Genomic DNA, 17,558 nt, shown 5'->3' on the forward strand with positions numbered 1-17,558 from the left:
CGCCGACACCAGCGACACCAGGACGTCGCGGTCCCGAACCGGTTCGCCGGTCGGTACCGCGACGTTCGTCGTTTCACCCCGGTGACGGGTCGTCAGTAGACCGGCTCGCCGTACTTCCAGTACCCGATGAAGGTCACCGCCGACCGGTCCCAGCCGCATTCGCGCACGAGGTGGCGCCGCACGCCCGTTGCGAGGGACGACTCGCCCGCGACGAACGCATATGCGGAATCCGGCGACGGGGTCGACTCCCGTACCGCCTCGACGACGAGGTTTCCCGGCACCGCCTGCGCGTCCGTCCGGATCACCGGGCGCACCCGCACGTTCTCGCCCCTCGGCAGGTCCTGAGCGGTGAGATCGTCGGGGTGCGGAACCTCGACGAAGACCTCCACGGCCGCGAGGGGATCGACGGTAAGGATCGACCCGAGGATGCCTGCGACGGCGGGCACGGCGCTCTCGTCACCCACGAGCAGCCACGAACGTGCCTCGTCGACGGGCAGATTGCTGATGCCCTCGTCGAGGATGCCGATCTCGTCGCCGGGCTTCGCCCGTTCCGCCCACGCCGATGCCGGGCCCAGGTCTCCGTGCGACGCGAAGTCGATCTCGATCTCGGAGGTCGCGCCGAACAGTCCCGCACCCGCAGGCCGCACGCGGCGGATCGTGTAGTTCCGCAGCACCGGGCGACGATCCTCGGGCAGTTCCTGATATTCCGGCCACCAGCGGTCGTCGGTCGCACCGGGAAGGATCAGTTCCTGTTGGTCCGGGGTGGGGAAGAACATGCGGAACCAATGGTCGAAACCCATGGGTGCGATGGAGTCGACGTCGGCGCCGCCCACGGTGATGCGGACGAAGGTCGGGCTGATCCGTTCGGCGGCGAGTACCTGCGCGCGCACCATCCGCCGCGTGGCCGGCTTGATGTACGGATTGCGCCGCGCGGTTCCCGTGGTCTTCGCCATACGGCCCTCCGAGGTTGCTCGGATGCTGCCCCACCCGGACGGCCGCACAGCATCTCACGATCGATTTGAGCGCAGCCTAACCTGAGTTCGCCCGATGAGGGAGGTCACCCGGGGGTCCCGGGCCGATCCAGTTCCCGCACGTCCGGGGTCAGTCCCCATTCCGTCCGCCCCAGCCGGCTCACCGCGCCGAGTGCAGCGAAGTCGGGAGCACCGTCGGCCGCCAGCACCTCCGGATCGACCGTCACGGCCAGCACGTCGCCCATCACGACGAACGAGTCGCCGATCTCGATCACGCGGTGCAGACGGCACTCGATCGACGCGGGCGCCTCGGCGACCCGCGGCGGCCGCACCCGCTCGCTCGGCTCGGCGTGCAGACCCACTTCCGTGAACTCGTCGATATCGTGCGGGAACGCCGCCGACGAGGCGTTGACCTTCTCCATCAACGGCACGGTCGCGATGTTGATCACGAACTCGCCCGTCTGCTCGATGTTCCGCAGACTGTCCTTGCGCCCCACGGACGTGAACTGCACGACCGGCGGGGCGGTACTGGCCACCGTGAAGAAGCTGTACGGCGCGAGATTGAACACACCGTCCTCCGCCTCGGTGGACACCCACGCGATCGGTCTCGGCACGATTGTCGCGGTGAGAAGGCGATAGAAGCGGCCCGGGCTCGACTCGGCGGGATCGAAGACTGTGCGCACGCGCTCCATTCTGACCGCACCTGCACCCGGCCACACTTCCGGCGCAATTACCCTGGACTTCGTGAATCCGTCCACCGCCCAGGCCACCGCTGTCGTCGACGAACTCGCCCGGGGTGGTGTCCGGGACGTCGTGCTGTGCCCGGGCTCGCGCAACGCGCCGCTCGCCTTCGCGCTCCAGGCCGCCGACAGTGCGGGGCGTCTGCGCCTGCACATGCGTATCGACGAGCGCACCGCCGGATTCCTCGCGATCGGCCTGGCGCTGGCGTCGGGGCGTCCCGTTCCCGTCGTCATGACCTCCGGTACCGCTGTGGCGAACCTCGCGCCGGCTGTGCTCGAGGCGAACTACGCCCGCGTGCCGCTGGTCGTGCTCAGCGCCAACCGTCCCTACGAGCTGCTCGGATCCGGCGCGAATCAGACCGTCGAGCAGCTCGGATTGTTCGGCAGCCAGGTGCGCGCGACCATCAGCCTCGGCCTTGCCGAAGGCATCGAGCAGAACAGCCAGTGGCGCTCGGCGGTCTCGCGCGTCCTCGCCGCCGCCCGCGGAACCCGATCGGGCAATGCGGGCCCGGTCCACTTCGACATCCCGCTGCGCGAACCGCTCGTGCCCGAGCTCGATGCGAAGGGCCCGGTGCCCGAGGGACGTCCCGGCGGCAAGGCCTGGACCACCACGGTGCACGCCACCCTCGACGTTCCACTCGAGATCGACCTGACCCCCGACACGGTCGTGATCTCCGGTCACGGTTCCGCTTATCGCCCGGAACTGTCCGGGCTGCCGACCGTCGCCGAACCCACTGCGCCGCTGCACGGCATTCCGTTGCATCCCATGGCACTGCCGCACCTGAAGCCGCGGCAGGCGATCATCACCGGCCGGCCCACCCTGCACCGACCGGTATCGAACCTGCTCGCCGACCCCGCCGTCGCGGTGTACGCCCTGACCACCGGTCCGCGCTGGCCCGACGTCTCGGGCAACGTCATCGCGACCGGCACCCGCGCCGTGGTGTCGGGAACCCCCGACGAGGCGTGGCTCGAACGCTGCCGCCAGCTGTCGGCACACACCGACAAGGCGGTCCGTGCCCAGCTCGACGGGCATCCGAAGACCACCGGACTGCACGTCGCCGCGGTCGTGACGGACGCGCTGAAGCCCGGCGACCAACTGCTGCTCGGCGCGTCGAATCCGGTGCGCGACGCCGCGCTCGTCAGCTACCCGAAGCCGGAGGTGAAGGTGCTGTCGAACCGCGGTGTCGCAGGGATCGACGGCACCGTGTCCACCGCGCTCGGTGCCGCTCTGGCCTACGAGCAGGGGCGGACCGTCGCGCTGCTCGGCGACCTGACCTTCCTGCACGACGCATCGGGTCTGCTCATCGGGCCCTCCGAACCGCGTCCGCACAATCTCACCGTCGTGGTCGCCAACGACGACGGCGGCGGAATCTTCGAACTGCTCGAACAGGGCGACCCGCAGTACGCGGGTGTCTTCGAGCGTGTCTTCGGCACCCCGCACGGCATGGATCTCGCGGCGCTGTGCGCGGCCTACCGCATTCCGCACGAGCGGGTGGATCTGCAGGGACTCGCTCTCACCCTCGCCGATACGACGGCGCCGCCCGCAGGCATCCGCGTCGTCGAGGTCACCACCGATCGGGCGGGGCTCCGCGAGCTCCACGCGGCGGTGCGGGCACAGCTGTGAGCGGACCCGAGCGCGCACGGCGCGCGGTTCTCATCGTCGCGGCGGCGATCTCCGGCCTCGCGGTGATCCTGTTTCTCGGCGCCCTCCGCAACGACCTCACGATCCGGTCCGACACGGGGACGGCCGTCGCGGAGGTTCTGTCCGCCGGATCCCTCCGCTCGGCGGTGAGTTTCGTCACGCCCGACGGCGTCACGCACAATCCCGAACTCGGGGTCCTGTACCCGACGGGGTTGACCGCCGGTCAGCGAATCGCCGTCGAGTATGCACGCAGTGATCCCGATCTCGTGCGGGTGACCGGACGAGATGCCCGCGTCGCGCTGATCCCCACCGGGTCGGTGATCGTCGTCACATGGATCATCGCCACGCCCTTGCTGGTCCGGCTCGGACGGAAGGACGGCACCGCTCCCGCTGCCGTCCGCGACACGCAGGATCGTCGGCTCCAGATGTGACGAACGAAACGTTCGTCGCGACTTCGCTCGTCTGTCACCGAGGACGCACCTGCTCGACTCGGAACCTCGCCACGCTGGCGGGGTGCGAGTAGCCATCGTCGCGGAATCCTTCCTCCCGAACGTCAACGGTGTCACCAATTCGGTGCTCCGCATCCTCGAGCACCTCGACCGCACCGGACACGACGCGCTGGTCGTCGCGCCCGGCACGGTTGCGGGTAACCCCCCCGCTCCGTCCGACCATCACGGAACGCCCGTCCACCGCGTACCGGCCGTGCGCGTGCCCAGGATCAGCTCCCTCCCGGTGGGCGTGCCCGGGCCGGAGCTCCTTCCGGTCCTGCGGAGCTTCGCGCCGGACGTAGTGCACCTCGCGTCCCCGTTCGTGCTGGGTGCCGGCGGTCTCGCCGCTGCCGGGCGCATCGACGTTCCGACGGTCGCGGTCTATCAGACGGATGTGGCCGGATTCGCCTCCAGCTACGGGCTGGGCCTCGCGGCGCGTGCGTCCTGGCGGTGGACGCGGCGCCTGCACCGCAGCTGTGATCTCACCCTCGCCCCGTCGACTTCTGCCGTGAACGACCTCGTCGTCCACGGCATCCCCCGCGTGCAGCGCTGGTCCCGGGGCGTCGACACCCACCGCTTCGCGCCGTCCCGGCGGGACGAGGATCTGCGTGCCCGCTGGTCGCCGGGCGGCCTGCCGATCGTCGGCTTCGTGGGACGCCTCGCCCCCGAGAAACACGTCGAACGGCTCGCGGTCCTCGCCCACGACCCGCGGCTGCAGCTCGTGGTGGTCGGCGACGGTCCCGAACGGTCACGGCTCGAACGGCACCTGCCGTCGGCCGTGTTCACCGGGCAGCTCGGGGGAGAGGAGCTGGCCCGTGCCTACGCAAGCCTCGACGTGTTCGTCCACCCCGGCGAACACGAGACCTTCTGCCAAGCCGTGCAGGAAGCGCTGGCGAGCGGGGTCCCGGCGATCGTGCCGGACGCGGGTGGCCCCCGCGACCTCGTCTTCCACTGCCGCAACGGTTACCGCCTCCCCGTGGACCGGTTCGTCGACCTGCTGCCCGGAGCCGTCGATGCACTGCTCGTTCCCGCGGTCCGGGACGAATTCGGGCGTGCGGCACGCCGTGGAGTGCTCGGACGCACCTGGCCGGTGGTGTGCGATCAGCTTCTCGCGCACTACAGCCGGGTCCAAGGCCTGCCCGTGCACTCTCTGCACGGGGCGGCATGAGGGCCGAGGCCCGTGCAGGGGAGCGGGTAACGTTTCGGCCGTGGCAACAACTCACGGATCACGTGCGTCCCTCGACAAGGACCCGCGTGAGGTCGCGTCCATGTTCGACGGCGTGGCTGCACGCTACGACCTGACCAACACCGTCCTGTCGTTCGGGCAGGACCGCGGGTGGCGGCGCGCGACGCGGGCAGCGCTCGATCTGAAGCCGGGCGAGCGCGTGCTCGACCTCGCCGCGGGAACCGGGGTGTCCACTGTCGAACTCGGGCGGTCCGGCGCATGGGTCGTGGCCACGGACTTCTCGAAGGGCATGCTGCATGCCGGTGAATTCCGCAACGTCCCGATGGTCGCAGGCGACGCGATGCGACTGCCGTTCGCCGACGCCGTCTTCGACGCCGCGACCATCTCGTTCGGCCTGCGCAACGTCGCCGACCCGGACGAGGGGCTGCGCGAGATCGCGCGGGTGGTCAAGCCGGGCGGACGCCTCGTGGTGTGCGAGTTCTCCACGCCCGTGCGCGAACCGCTGCGCACGGTGTACATGGAGTACCTGATGCGGACGCTGCCGCGGGTCGCGCGGGCGGTCAGCAGCAACCCCGACGCCTACGTCTACCTCGCCGAATCGATCCGGGCCTGGCCCGATCAGGAACAGCTCGCCCGCCGCATCGAGGCTGCGGGGTGGAGCGACGTGAAGTGGCGCAATCTCACCGGCGGCATCACGGCGCTGCACCGCGGCGTGCGCACGTAGCCGCGCCTCGGTACCGGGCGGTGCGGTAGCGCGGTAGTGGGTAGCGCTGGTGTGCACCGCTCAGGCGAAGAGCGGTCGCCGATCCCATCGCATCGAGAGGTGACCGCTCGTACGCCACACGCGGGCGACGACATCGGCGTCCTCGTCGGTGACGAGATTGCCCATCACCCGCACCGCGACCGACATCATCGCCCGCGACCGCATCGCGACCGGCCCCGTCGTCGGCAGGAACTTCGGGATCGTGAGCAGGCTCGCGAGGCGACGCGCGGTCGAGAACGCGCGACCGTAGTGGGAGCGCAGCGTCGCCGGCCACAGCTCTGTGAGGTCGTCGGCGTCGAGCAGTCCTGCGACCAGTCGGCCGCCTTCGAGCCCGTAGTCGATGCCCTCGCCGTTGAGCGGGTTGACGCACGCCGCGGCGTCGCCGATCAGCGCCCAGTTCCTGCCCGCGACTCCCGACACGGCTCCGCCCATGGGAAGCAGCGCCGACGCCACCCGCGTCACCTCGCCGAGTTCCCATTCGGCGCGGCGCTGCCGCGCGTACAGGTCGATGAGCGGGCGCAACGATCCGTTCGCCGGTCGCGAGGCGGTCGCGAGGGTTCCCACTCCCAGGTTCACCTCTCCGGTGCCGAGCGGGAACACCCAGCCGTAGCCCGGCTGGACGGCCCCGGCGTCGTCGCGCAGTTCGAGGTGCGAGGTGATCCACGGATCGTCGCTGCGCGGGGAAGTGGCGTAGGCGCGCGCGGCCACGCCGTAGGTGGTGTCGCGGTGCCAGCGACGACCGAGAACCTTGCCGAGTGGTGAGCGCACTCCGTCGGCCACGATCAGGGTGCGGCACACGACGGTCCGCGGTCCGTCGGCGGTGCGGAAGATCACGGCCGAGACCCGGTCGCCGTCACGTTCGACGTCGACGGCCTTCGCTCCGTCCACGGCGTGGGCTCCCGAGTCGAGCGCGACCTGCCGGATCCGGGCGTCGAGTTCGGTGCGCGGCACGGCACTGCCCACAGTCGGGAACGACGAGTCGGGCCAGGGGAGTTCGAAGCGCCCACCGAAACCTTCGAGACGCAGACCGCGGTTGACGGTGCGGGTGCGCAGCCAGTCGCCCAGCCCGAGTTCGTCGAGTTCGGCGACGGCGCGCGGCGTCAGTCCGTCGCCGCAGGTCTTGTCGCGAGGGAAGGTCGCGGCATCGGCGAGCAGGACGTCGCGACCGGCGCGGGCAGCCCACGCGGCGGCGGCGGAACCGGCTGGACCGGCACCGACGACGAGAACATCGGTACTGTCGGGAACGCAGGACTGGGATTGCCGCGGATCTCGCGCGGAGTGTTCGGCCACCACCGCTCCATCTTCTCAGGCCGCGATCTGCCGCCTCGACGAGGTGGATCGGGGAACGAACGGCTAGGTTCACTACGGTGAAGTCGAGGCGACAGAACAGGATGGGTACGTCATCGTGAGCACTGAGGGGGCGGCTCGGACCGCCGGTTCGGCCGATGCGGCGCCGAGCACCGTCGTGGCCGGTGTGGAACTCGGCGATCCGATTCTCGCCGCGACCGTCGGGGACGGCTTGGCGAGCGTCGAGAAACTCCTGGTCGAGGAGCTGTCCGATGGTGAGGACTTCCTGACGGAGGCCGCGCTGCACCTGGCGAAGGCGGGCGGTAAGCGGTTCCGGCCGCTGTTCACGATCCTCACCGCACAACTCGGGCCGAAGCCGACCGATCCCGCCGTGGTCACGGCGGCGACCGTCGTCGAACTCGTGCACCTCGCGACGCTGTACCACGACGACGTCATGGACGAGGCGACGATGCGACGTGGAGCACCGAGCGCCAACGTGCGCTGGGGTAACAGTGTCGCGATCCTCGCCGGCGACTATCTGTTCGCCCATGCCTCCCGGCTGGTGTCGACCCTCGGTCCGTCGGCCGTGCAGATCATCGCGGAGACCTTCGCCGAGCTGGTCACCGGCCAGATGCGCGAGACCATCGGCGTGCGCACCAACGACGACCCCGTGGAGCACTACCTGCGGGTGATCTGGGAGAAGACCGGTTCTCTGATCGCCGCCAGCGGGCGGTTCGGCGGAACGTTCTCGGGAGCCGATCCGGAACACGTCGAGCGTCTCGAACGCCTCGGCGACGCCGTCGGCACCGCCTTCCAGATCGTCGACGACATCATCGACATCGCGTCGGACACCTCGGAGTCGGGCAAGACACCCGGAACCGATCTTCGCGAGGGTGTGTACACCCTGCCGGTGCTGTATGCGCTGCAGGAGAGCGGGCCCGAGGCGGATCGTCTCCGCGAACTGCTCGTCGGTCCCATCGAGGACGAAGCGCTCGTCGCGGAGGCGCTCGAGTTGCTCGTCCGCTCGCCCGGCATGAACGCGGCGAAGGCGACCCTTGCGACCTACGCGGCCCGCGCTCACGCCGAGCTCGACGCCCTGCCGCAGGGCCCGGCGAACGAGGCGCTGCGTCGCCTCGTGGACTTCACGGTCGCCCGGGTCGGCTGACAGGCCGTCGCGCGCTCCCGCCCGGTTCGGGCGGGAACCGCACCGCGTGCTCGTTCGTTGGACGAACGAGTGGGGAATCGTGGTGCGGAAGGGGTGCGACGTGCACGGATACTCGAACCGTCTCAAGACGGCCGGTCTGTTGATCGCAATGTCCGCGCTGATCGTCTTCGTCGGCGCGTTGTTCCAGAACTCGACCATTCTGCTGATCTCGATCGTCCTCGCGGTCGGCATGAACGGTTACGCGTACTTCAACAGCGACAAGCTCGCGCTGCGGGCGATGCACGCCCAGCCGGTCACCGAGGTTCAGGCTCCGGCGATGTACCGGATCGTGCGGGAGTTGGCGACCGCGGCGCACCAGCCCATGCCGCGGCTGTACATCAGCCCCACCAACGCTCCCAATGCGTTCGCGACGGGGCGTAATCCGCGCAATGCCGCCGTGTGCTGCACGACGGGCATCCTCGAGATCCTGAACGAGCGGGAACTGCGCGCGGTGCTCGGACACGAACTCGCCCATGTCTACAACCGCGACATCCTCATCTCGTCGGTTGCCGGCGCGATGGCCGCCGTCATCTCGGGTCTGGCGAACTTCGCGTTCTTCGCGTCGGCCTTCGGCAACAGGGAGGGCGGCGCGAATCCGCTGGCGCTGCTGCTGGTTTCCCTGCTCGGCCCGATCGCGGCGTCGGTGGTGAAACTCGCCGTGTCGAGGTCGCGCGAGTATCAGGCCGACCAGTCGGGTGCCGAGCTCACGGGTGATCCGTTGGCTCTCGCGTCGGCGCTGCGGAAGCTCGCGCTCGGCACGCAGGCCGCGCCGCTGCCGCCCGAACCGAAACTGGCGGCGCAGTCACACCTGATGATCGCCAACCCGTTCCGGGCGGGCGACAAGATGAGTCGGTTGTTCTCCACCCACCCGCCGATGGCCGACCGCATCGAGCGTCTCGAACGCATGGCGGGGATGCGCTGATCCGAGAACTCCACGACCCGAGACGACTCCGCCCGCGACGATCGTCGCGGGCGGAGTCGTCGGACGGGGTGCGTCAGCGGTAGTTGACGAACTGCAGGGCGATGTCGAGGTCGGCGTTCTTGAGCAGTGCGATGACGGCCTGCAGGTCGTCGCGCTTCTTGCTGGTCACGCGCAGCTCCTCACCCTGGATCTGCGCCTTGACGCCCTTCGGGCCCTCGTCGCGGATGAGCTTGGAGATCTTCTTGGCGTTCTCCTGGCTGATGCCCTGCACCAGGGTGCCCGTGATCTTGTACACCTTGCCGGACTGCGTCGGCTCGCCGGCGTCGAACGACTTCAGTGACAGATCGCGGCGGATCAGCTTCTCCTTGAAGACCTCCAGCGCCGCGAGCGCGCGGTCCTCGGTCTCGGCCGAGATCGTGATGGCCTCGTCGCCCGACCACTCGATGTGCGCCCCGGTGTTCCGGAAATCGAAGCGGTTGGCGATCTCCTTCGCCGCCTGGTTCAGCGCGTTGTCCACTTCCTGGCGGTCGACCTTGCTCACCACATCGAACGACGAATCAGCCACGTCTCACTCCACTTCCGGGTCGGTCTGTAAGGGTTCTGTCCACCCGACGCTATCGGGTCGCGCGGGGCCGTGACCACTCGGTTTGCGTTTCGGGGGGGTATGCGTTGTATTCTTCCAAACGCATCGAGGACGCGATCCCGATCGCACCCGGCAGGTTGCCCGAGCGGCCAATGGGAGCGGACTGTAAATCCGTCGGCTTACGCCTACGTAGGTTCGAATCCTACACCTGCCACCGGAACGGCCCCGGTTCTTCGGAACCGGGGCCGTTCTGCATTCCGGGTCGTCTCGCATTCCGGGTCGTTCCGGTGTTCGTCCCCTCGGGTGTTCACCACCGGCGGTACATCCGTGTGCGCGCGGGCGGAGGACGCGGCACGCAGGACTCGACGAGCGGGCTCGGCAAGCAGTGACGTTTATGTGCCTCTACCTGCGGATTTTGCACCAGGACGGAGTGTGTGTAATCTTTTGGAGGCCGCAGCGAGCAGAGATGCTCCGGAGGCCACGCCCCCTTAGCTCAGTCGGCAGAGCGTTTCCATGGTAAGGAAAAGGTCGACGGTTCGATTCCGTCAGGGGGCTCGCTGGATTGAGGTGCCGCCTTCGTAGCGACACTCGGCACCGAGGCGGTGTAGCTCAGTTGGTAGAGCAAACGACTCATAATCGTTGCGTCGCCGGTTCAAGTCCGGTCACCGCTACCAAAAGTTCATTGATCCACCCTGATCGATACTGATCGGATTGACGCGAAAGAAGGCATCCCGTGGCCTCCTCTACTGACGTTCGGCCGAAGATCACCTTGGCCTGCGAGGTGTGCAAGCACCGCAACTACATCACCAAGAAGAACCGTCGCAACGACCCCGACCGGCTCGAACTGAAGAAGTTCTGCCCGAACTGCGGTACGCACCAGTCGCACCGCGAGTCCAAGTAACCGGTCGGAACGACGTCGACGCATAAGGTCTCCGCAATACCGACCATGCCAGTTGGCGTCGTCGGGATTGCGGAGGTTTTGCGTATGACGAACGTACTCGAGAACCAGGAATCGGTGGACGCGACCGAACAGGCCGGGATCCCGTTCGATGCCGCCGCGCACGCCAAGTCCATGGTCGGACACCACTACCGGGTGGACGACTACTACGAGGTGGGTCGCGAGAAGATCCGCGAGTACGCCCGTGCCGTGCGCGATTCGCATCCGGCGCATCACGACGACGACGCTGCCCGCGGACTGGGTTACGACGGGGTGATCGCCCCGCTGACCTTCGTGTCGATCATCGGCATGATCGCCCAGCGGAAGCTGTTCGAAGAGGTCGTCACCGGATACGACCTGAGCCAGATCATGCAGACCGATCAGCGGATGGTCTACCACCGCCCGATCCAGGCCGGCGACCGGCTCTTCTGCGACGTCTACCTCGACGACTTCCGTCAGGCGGCCGGCAGCGACATCATCACCACGAAGAACGTGATCACGGACCAGTACGACAACCTCGTGCTCACGTCCTGGACGACGCTCGTGGCCCGATCCGGTGGCGAGGTCGACGACAACATCGCACACGCGGTCAAGGATGTGGTGATGCACAGTGACACTCCGTAGCTTCGCGGATGTCGCGGTGGGTGACGAGCTTCCGTCGAAGGTCGTCACGCTCACGCGCGGAAATCTGGTCAATTACGCAGGTGTGTCGGGTGATCCCAACCCGATCCACTGGAGCGACAAGGTGGCCGAACTGGCCGGCTTGCGTGATGTCGTCGGGCACGGCATGCTCTCGATGGGCATCGCGGCCGGCTTCGTCACGGAGTGGCTGGGAGACCCCGGCGCGGTGACCGAATACAACGTTCGTTTCACCAGTCCGGTATATGTGGAGGCCGACAAGGCCGCCGAGATCGAGTTCACCGGCAAGATCAAGTCGGTGGACGAGGAGAGCAAGACAGCAGTGGTCGCTATCGTGGCGAAGTCCGACGGTCGGAAGATCTTCGGGCGGGCCACGGCAACGGTCCGTTTGGCCTGACGGCCGAGCGGATTGGGTTTGTCCCGGGGCAATGCAGTACACTTAGGCTTCTGGGATCGCATAGCAGCGCGCTGCTCTTCGAAGGCCGTGAAGGCCCGACGGGGTAGCGCGCGTGTCATGTGATCGCAGATGGGTCGGTTCCGGACACTTGCTTCGTGCGAGTGTGGATGTCCGACCAGAGGGGCGTAGCTCAATTGGCAGAGCAGCGGTCTCCAAAACCGCAGGTTGCAGGTTCAAGTCCTGTCGCCCCTGCCCCCGGACTGCCAGCGACCGAGAGGAACGATGTGAGCGAGGAGCGCGGTCAGCGCCACAGCGGCACCGCAGGGAATACTCCCGGCGACGCTGGAACGGCCACCGGCGCAACCCCCGACGGTTCCTCCGCGGTCGCTCGGCCTACCGGTAAGCGGGCCACCCGTCGTAGTGCGGCCGGTTCCTCGGCGTCCACGACGAGCGCGGTGTCCACGAGCAAGACGTCGCGTGCGGCCACGGCCGTGAGTGATCGTCCCGCCGCGAAGTCCGAGAACATCTTCAAGCGTCTCGTGCGCTTCTTCCGTGAGGTCGTCGCCGAGCTCCGCAAGGTGATCTGGCCCAATCGCAAGCAGTTGACCACCTACACGCTCGTGGTCCTTGCGTTCGTGACCGTCATGACGGCGTTCATCTTCGGATTGGATCTGGCGTTCGTGCAGGGCGTCAGCTGGTTGTTCGGTTAGCGCCTGTCCGCGCGCGAGACGAAAAATGTGATCGACGAGAGGAAAGTGCCCGGTGAGCACCCCCGAGAACGACTCGTACGAGGCTTCGGCCGAGGAGCACGTTTCGGACGAGGCCTTGGTTGACGACGTGACGGCCGAGTCGGCGGATGCGGACACCGAGGTCTCCGAGTCCGACACTGCCGGCGAGTTCGACGCGGCAGCCGATGCCGATGACTCCGACGCAGTCGATGCCTCCGACGCAGCGGAAGGCGCCGACGCCGCCGAGGCGGTCGAGGAGGAGGTCGATCCGGCCGAGGCCCTCGAGAAGCAGCTGCGGCGTGAGCCCGGCGACTGGTACGTGGTGCACTCCTATGCCGGTTACGAGAACAAGGTCAAGACCAATCTCGAGACCCGCGTGCAGAACCTCGACCTCGCCGATTACATCTTCCAGGTCGAGGTGCCGACCGAAGAGGTCACCGAGATCAAGAACGGCCAGCGCAAACAGGTCAACCGCAAGGTCCTGCCCGGCTACATCCTGGTGCGGATGGAACTCAACGACGAGTCGTGGGGTGCCGTCCGGAACACGCCGGGCGTCACCGGTTTCGTCGGAGCCACCTCGCGTCCGTCGCCGCTGACGATCAAGGAGGTCGTGAAGTTCCTCCTTCCGCAGCAGGCGAAGAAGAAGCCGGCGGCAGGCGCCCCGGCCGCAGGCGAGCAGGCTCCCGCCGCCGCTGCGAAGCCCGCGATCGAGGTGGACTTCGAGGTCGGCGAGTCCGTCACCGTGATGGACGGTCCGTTCGCCACGCTGCCCGCCTCAATCAGTGAGGTCAACGCCGAGCAGCAGAAGCTCAAGGTCCTGGTGTCGATCTTCGGCCGTGAGACTCCCGTGGAGTTGTCGTTCAACCAGGTGTCGAAGATCTGACGGTCCCCAGGGCCCGACGGCGCCGGCATCCGGCGCACAGACTTGCAGTAGCAGTACGCAAGAACCACACCGAGCAAGAAACTAGGAATAGAGATGCCCCCCAAGAAGAAGAAGATCGCCGGGCTCATCAAGCTCCAGATCCAGGCCGGCCAGGCCAACCCGGCTCCGCCGGTCGGCCCCGCGCTGGGTCAGCACGGCGTCAACATCATGGAGTTCTGCAAGGCGTACAACGCGGCGACCGAGTCGCAGCGTGGCAACGTCGTGCCGGTCGAGATCACGGTCTACGAAGACCGCTCGTTCGACTTCAAGCTGAAGACCCCGCCGGCCGCGAAGCTGCTCCTCAAGGCAGCGGGTGTGCAGAAGGGCTCCGGCGAGCCGCACAAGACCAAGGTCGCCAAGGTGACCATGGATCAGGTGCGCGAGATCGCCAAGACCAAGCAGGAAGACCTGAACGCCAACGACATCGAGGCTGCCGCGAAGATCATCGCCGGCACCGCTCGGTCGATGGGCATCACGGTCGAGGGCTGAGCCCCACCCCGAGTAGTACACGTGGGAGGGCCGGCCAGGCCCGCTACCACGCCCGAACCATTCACCTGTCGGTGAGAAGTTAGGAAAGAACATGGCAAAGCGCAGCAAGGCATACCTCGCCGCGGCCGAGAAGATCGACTCGGACAACCTGTACAGCCCCCTCGCAGCTGCCAAGCTCGCGAAGGAGACCACCTCGAAGAACTACGACGCCACCGTCGAGGTCGCCATGCGACTCGGTGTGGATCCCCGTAAGGCGGACCAGATGGTGCGCGGCACGGTCAACCTGCCGCACGGCACGGGTAAGACCGCTCGCGTCATCGTCTTCGCGGTGGGCGAGAAGGCTGCCGAGGCAGAGGCTGCCGGTGCCGATGTGGTCGGCGCCGAGGATCTGATCGAGCGCATCCAGGGCGGCTGGCTGGACTTCGACGCCGCGATCGCGACCCCCGACCAGATGGCGAAGGTCGGTCGCATCGCCCGCGTCCTCGGTCCCCGTGGTCTGATGCCGAACCCGAAGACGGGTACGGTCACCCCGGACGTCGCGAAGGCTGTCACCGACATCAAGGGTGGCAAGATCAGCTTCCGCGTCGACAAGAACGCCAACCTGCACTTCGTGATCGGCAAGGCCTCGTTCGACGAGGCCAAGTTGGTCGAGAACTACGCTGCTGCTCTGGACGAGGTGCTCCGCGTCAAGCCGTCCAGCGCGAAGGGCCGCTACATCAAGAAGGTCACGATCGCTACGACCACCGGCCCGGGCATCCCGGTGGATCCGCAGCGCACCCGCAACCTCCTCGAGACCGCGGAGTAATTCGCCCTGCATGCAGTAGATATTGCATCCGGAACGGCCGGCACAGCATCGCTGTGCCGGCCGTTTTGCGTTCGAAGCGGCACGTCCGCTACAGTGGTCGGGTAGTTCGGCGTGTGCCGATCTTCACCCCGATCATGTTCTACCCAAGACCGTTGGTCACCGAATCCGCATGCGGATCGGTTGAAGGTCCGGAGTTGTCCGGCGACCCACGCAGGAGGACGAGGTCAGGAAAGATGTGAACCGCGAACGTGCCCAGTGTGCGATCGATGTTCCTCCTCCTGTACGCCCCGTGTGCCCTGCGCCGGGGCGTTCGTCTTTTCCGACCACTGCGGTCCACCGGTGGGGCGTCCCAGTCGGGACACCGGGAAAACGACTGTTACTGAGAGGAGGCGAAGTATGGCAAAGCCCGAGAAGGTTTCCGCAGTTGCGGAGATCACCGAGCAGTTCAAGACCTCCACGGCCGCCGTGATCACGGAATACCGTGGTCTGTCGGTGGGACGTCTGACCGAGCTGCGTCGCGCTCTCGGAGAGGGTGCCACCTACTCCGTCGCCAAGAACACCCTGGTCAAGCGTGCCGCCGCTGAGGCGGGCGTCGAGGGTCTCGACGACCTGTTCGTCGGTCCGACCGCCATCGCGTTCGTCAAGGGCGAGCCGGTGGACGCTGCGAAGGCTCTGAAGACCTTCGCGAAGGACAACAAGGCACTCGTCATCAAGGGCGGCTACATGGACGGCGCTGCGCTGTCCGTGGAGCAGGTCAACCAGATCGCGGACCTCGAGTCCCGCGAGGTGCTGTTGGCCAAGCTCGCCGGCGCGATGAAGGGCAACTTGGCAAAGGCCGCAGGCCTGTTCAACGCCCCCGCTTCGCAGGTGGCCCGCCTCGCGGCCGCTCTGCAGGAGAAGAAGGCGGGCGAAGAAGCCGCCTGACGCTGATCCGCATCACTGCGAATCCGCATCACTGCGAAAGATACATCCACGCGTGCCCCGGCACGCACCATCCCATCCGGTCGCGGATCAGCGACATGGGACTTATCAGGAAGGACCGCCACCATGGCGAAGCTCACCACCGAAGAGCTGCTCGACGCGTTCAAGGAACTGACCCTGCTCGAGCTCTCGGAGTTCGTGAAGGCATTCGAGGAGACCTTCGAGGTCACCGCTGCTGCTCCGGTTGCCGTCGCTGCCGCCGGTGCTCCGGCCGCCGCCGCCGAGGCTGCTGAGGAGCAGGACGAGTTCGACGTCATCCTCGAGGGTGCCGGCGAGAAGAAGATCCAGGTCATCAAGGTCGTTCGCGAGATCGTCTCCGGCCTGGGCCTGAAGGAAGCCAAGGACCTCGTCGAGGGTGCTCCGAAGCCGATCCTCGAGAAGGTCGCCAAGGACGCTGCCGACGCTGCCAAGGCCAAGCTCGAAGAGGCCGGCGCCAAGGTCACCGTCAAGTAGGACGGTTTCCGAACTTCCCCGGTCGAGCGTTCGACGCTTCCGGGAGGGTTCCGCAGAAGGGCCGTTTCCGCGAATTCACTTCGTGGAAACGGCCCTTCTGCATTTCCGGCGAAGCATTCCGAGCGATATGTCCGATATCGGCAGAATCCTCTTTCTGTACGACGTTTACGCAGGTCACACCGTAAGTCGAGATATGTAGAACCCCTTGTACGAAATCCTTACTCATGAGTAGGATCGCTTGTCACAGGTACCACTATCCATGCGATAGAGTGGCCCAACCCACACAGGGGGCGGATGGTATCGGACAGCGGAGGTAATCGTGGGAGTCGAGGTTTCCGTCGAGGGGCTGACCAAGTCCTTCGGCTCGCAACGTATCTGGCAGGACGTGACGTTGACGCTGCCGGCGGGTGAGGTGTCTGCGCTGCTCGGTCCGTCGGGTACCGGTAAGTCGGTGTTCCTCAAGTCGCTGATCGGTCTGCTGCGTCCGGAGCAGGGTTCGATCGTGATCGACGGCACCGACATCCTGCAGTGCTCCTCGAAGGAGCTCTACGAGATCCGCAAGTTGTTCGGGGTGTTGTTCCAGGACGGTGCGTTGTTCGGGTCGATGAATCTGTACGACAATGTCGCCTTTCCGTTGCGTGAGCACACCCGCAAGTCCGAGTCGGAGATCCGGCAGATCGTGATGAGCAAGCTCGAGCTCGTCGGTCTGCTCGGCGCGGAGGACAAGTTGCCGGGGGAGATCTCCGGTGGGATGCGCAAGCGTGCCGGGTTGGCGCGGGCGTTGGTGCTCGATCCGGAGATCATTCTGGTGGACGAGCCGGATTCGGGTCTGGATCCGGTGCGCACGACCTATATTTCGCAGACGTTGATCGATATCAATGCGGAGATCGATGCGACGATCCTGATCGTGTCGCACAACATCAATCTGGCGCGGACGGTGCCGGACAATATCGGGATGTTGTTTCGTCGGCAGTTGGTGATGTTCGGTCCGCGGGAGGTGTTGTTGACTTCGGATGAGCCGGTGGTCAAGCAGTTCCTCAACGGCACGATGATCGGTCCGATCGGGATGTCGGAGGAGAAGGACGAGGCGACGATGGCGCACGAGCAGGCGCTCGTGGAGGCCGGGCATCATGCCGGTGGGGTGGACGATGTCGAGGGGATCGTGCCGCAGATGCAGGCGACTCCGGGGATGCCGGAGCGGCAGGCGGTGGCGCGTCGGCAGGAGCGGGTGCGTTCGATCCTGCACACTCTGCCCCCGGCCGCCCAGTCCGCCATCCTCGAATCGCTCGATCACAACGGTACGTCGCACACCGCCCGTGGTTACGCCGACGACGACACCCAGGTCATCCCCGCCTATACCGGAGAGGGATACGAGCAGCAGGTCCAGAAGTAGCAACAGCCTCAGCAGTGGTACGGAGCCA

The 17,558-nt window shown here is 66.9% G+C and carries 20 protein-coding genes and 4 tRNA genes; 20 read left to right on the forward strand and 4 right to left on the reverse strand.

Annotated features, from left to right (window positions below; genetic code table 11):
• Nucleotides 1-92 precede the first annotated feature (92 nt).
• Complete coding sequence (locus GON09_RS23925; protein ID WP_213934084.1) at nt 93-953, reverse strand: siderophore-interacting protein; 861 nt, start codon at nt 951-953, stop codon at nt 93-95.
• 104 nt (nt 954-1,057) lie between these two features.
• Nucleotides 1,058-1,663, reverse strand: coding sequence for a flavin reductase family protein (locus tag GON09_RS23930; protein ID WP_213934085.1), 606 nt, complete (start codon nt 1,661-1,663; stop codon nt 1,058-1,060).
• Between the two features lie 52 nt (nt 1,664-1,715).
• On the opposite strand from GON09_RS23930, the gene menD reads away from it, so the two are divergent.
• From menD to GON09_RS23950, 4 genes are all read left to right on the forward strand, one after another.
• The gene (gene menD, locus GON09_RS23935) at nt 1,716-3,335 is read left to right on the forward strand and encodes a 2-succinyl-5-enolpyruvyl-6-hydroxy-3-cyclohexene-1-carboxylic-acid synthase (protein WP_213934087.1); all 1,620 of its coding nucleotides are present in this window, start codon (nt 1,716-1,718) and stop codon (nt 3,333-3,335) included.
• Nucleotides 3,332-3,784, forward strand: a complete 453-nt coding sequence (locus GON09_RS23940) for a DUF3592 domain-containing protein (RefSeq protein ID WP_213934089.1) — start codon at nt 3,332-3,334, stop codon at nt 3,782-3,784. Before menD ends, GON09_RS23940 begins: the two co-directional genes overlap by 4 nt.
• Nucleotides 3,785-3,866: 82 nt before the next feature.
• On the forward strand, nt 3,867-5,009 hold the full coding sequence (locus tag GON09_RS23945) for a glycosyltransferase family 4 protein (RefSeq protein WP_213934090.1): 1,143 nt from the start codon (nt 3,867-3,869) through the stop codon (nt 5,007-5,009).
• Nucleotides 5,010-5,049: 40 nt separating this feature from the next.
• Nucleotides 5,050-5,751 (forward strand): demethylmenaquinone methyltransferase, encoded by a 702-nt coding sequence (locus tag GON09_RS23950; protein WP_213934091.1) that lies wholly within the window; start codon nt 5,050-5,052, stop codon nt 5,749-5,751.
• Nucleotides 5,752-5,811: 60 nt separating this feature from the next.
• Here the strand turns inward: GON09_RS23950 and GON09_RS23955 are convergent, their stop codons facing one another.
• Nucleotides 5,812-7,083, reverse strand: a complete 1,272-nt coding sequence (locus GON09_RS23955; protein ID WP_213934092.1) for a geranylgeranyl reductase family protein — start codon at nt 7,081-7,083, stop codon at nt 5,812-5,814.
• Nucleotides 7,084-7,195: 112 nt separating this feature from the next.
• Between GON09_RS23955 and GON09_RS23960 the strand changes: the two genes are divergently transcribed.
• Both GON09_RS23960 and htpX read left to right on the forward strand, forming a co-directional pair.
• Nucleotides 7,196-8,242, forward strand: coding sequence for a polyprenyl synthetase family protein (locus GON09_RS23960; protein ID WP_213934093.1), 1,047 nt, complete (start codon nt 7,196-7,198; stop codon nt 8,240-8,242).
• Nucleotides 8,243-8,342: 100 nt separating this feature from the next.
• Complete coding sequence (gene htpX / locus GON09_RS23965) at nt 8,343-9,203, forward strand: zinc metalloprotease HtpX (protein WP_213934094.1); 861 nt, start codon at nt 8,343-8,345, stop codon at nt 9,201-9,203.
• A 73-nt stretch (nt 9,204-9,276) separates the two neighbouring features.
• On the opposite strand, the gene GON09_RS23970 is transcribed toward htpX, so the two are convergent.
• Complete coding sequence (locus GON09_RS23970; RefSeq protein WP_016932665.1) at nt 9,277-9,768, reverse strand: YajQ family cyclic di-GMP-binding protein; 492 nt, start codon at nt 9,766-9,768, stop codon at nt 9,277-9,279.
• Nucleotides 9,769-9,917: 149 nt separating this feature from the next.
• Here GON09_RS23970 and GON09_RS23975 point away from each other — a divergent pair.
• The 14 genes from GON09_RS23975 to GON09_RS24040 all read left to right on the forward strand — a co-directional run bounded on the left by GON09_RS23975 (nt 9,918) and on the right by GON09_RS24040 (nt 17,530).
• A tRNA-Tyr gene (locus GON09_RS23975) sits at nt 9,918-10,000 on the forward strand.
• A 268-nt stretch (nt 10,001-10,268) separates the two neighbouring features.
• A tRNA-Thr gene (locus tag GON09_RS23980) sits at nt 10,269-10,341 on the forward strand.
• A gap of 43 nt (nt 10,342-10,384) precedes the next feature.
• Nucleotides 10,385-10,460: transfer RNA gene (locus tag GON09_RS23985), tRNA-Met, on the forward strand.
• Between the two features lie 59 nt (nt 10,461-10,519).
• Nucleotides 10,520-10,687, forward strand: coding sequence for a 50S ribosomal protein L33 (gene rpmG / locus GON09_RS23990; protein ID WP_003941903.1), 168 nt, complete (start codon nt 10,520-10,522; stop codon nt 10,685-10,687).
• An 84-nt stretch (nt 10,688-10,771) separates the two neighbouring features.
• Entirely contained in the window at nt 10,772-11,347 is a 576-nt protein-coding gene (gene hadA, locus GON09_RS23995) for a (3R)-hydroxyacyl-ACP dehydratase subunit HadA (RefSeq protein WP_213934095.1), read from the forward strand.
• Nucleotides 11,334-11,759 carry a (3R)-hydroxyacyl-ACP dehydratase subunit HadB gene (hadB, locus tag GON09_RS24000; RefSeq protein WP_120280028.1) on the forward strand — a complete coding sequence of 142 codons (426 nt, stop codon included), beginning with the start codon at nt 11,334-11,336 and terminating at the stop codon, nt 11,757-11,759. The genes hadA and hadB overlap by 14 nt, the downstream gene beginning before the upstream one ends.
• A gap of 179 nt (nt 11,760-11,938) precedes the next feature.
• Nucleotides 11,939-12,011 (forward strand) — tRNA-Trp (locus GON09_RS24005).
• Nucleotides 12,012-12,043: 32 nt separating this feature from the next.
• On the forward strand, nt 12,044-12,469 hold the full coding sequence (gene secE, locus GON09_RS24010) for a preprotein translocase subunit SecE (protein ID WP_213934097.1): 426 nt from the start codon (nt 12,044-12,046) through the stop codon (nt 12,467-12,469).
• Between the two features lie 52 nt (nt 12,470-12,521).
• Nucleotides 12,522-13,370 (forward strand): transcription termination/antitermination protein NusG, encoded by an 849-nt coding sequence (gene nusG, locus GON09_RS24015; protein WP_213934098.1) that lies wholly within the window; start codon nt 12,522-12,524, stop codon nt 13,368-13,370.
• Nucleotides 13,371-13,463: 93 nt separating this feature from the next.
• A complete protein-coding gene (gene rplK / locus GON09_RS24020; RefSeq protein ID WP_006552290.1) occupies nt 13,464-13,898 on the forward strand; it encodes a 50S ribosomal protein L11 in 435 nt (144 codons plus the stop codon).
• A 91-nt stretch (nt 13,899-13,989) separates the two neighbouring features.
• Complete coding sequence (rplA, locus tag GON09_RS24025) at nt 13,990-14,703, forward strand: 50S ribosomal protein L1 (RefSeq protein ID WP_213934099.1); 714 nt, start codon at nt 13,990-13,992, stop codon at nt 14,701-14,703.
• 396 nt (nt 14,704-15,099) lie between these two features.
• Nucleotides 15,100-15,627, forward strand: coding sequence for a 50S ribosomal protein L10 (gene rplJ, locus GON09_RS24030; RefSeq protein ID WP_016932672.1), 528 nt, complete (start codon nt 15,100-15,102; stop codon nt 15,625-15,627).
• Between the two features lie 123 nt (nt 15,628-15,750).
• Nucleotides 15,751-16,137, forward strand: a complete 387-nt coding sequence (gene rplL, locus GON09_RS24035; RefSeq protein WP_016932673.1) for a 50S ribosomal protein L7/L12 — start codon at nt 15,751-15,753, stop codon at nt 16,135-16,137.
• Between the two features lie 316 nt (nt 16,138-16,453).
• Nucleotides 16,454-17,530: an ABC transporter ATP-binding protein gene (locus GON09_RS24040; RefSeq protein ID WP_307854519.1), complete on the forward strand. Its 1,077-nt coding sequence runs from the start codon at nt 16,454-16,456 to the stop codon at nt 17,528-17,530.
• Nucleotides 17,531-17,558: the final 28 nt, after the last annotated feature.

Origin of the sequence: Rhodococcus sp. B50, from assembly GCF_013602415.1 — a bacterium.
Taxonomy (GTDB): Bacteria; Actinomycetota; Actinomycetes; order Mycobacteriales; family Mycobacteriaceae; genus Rhodococcus.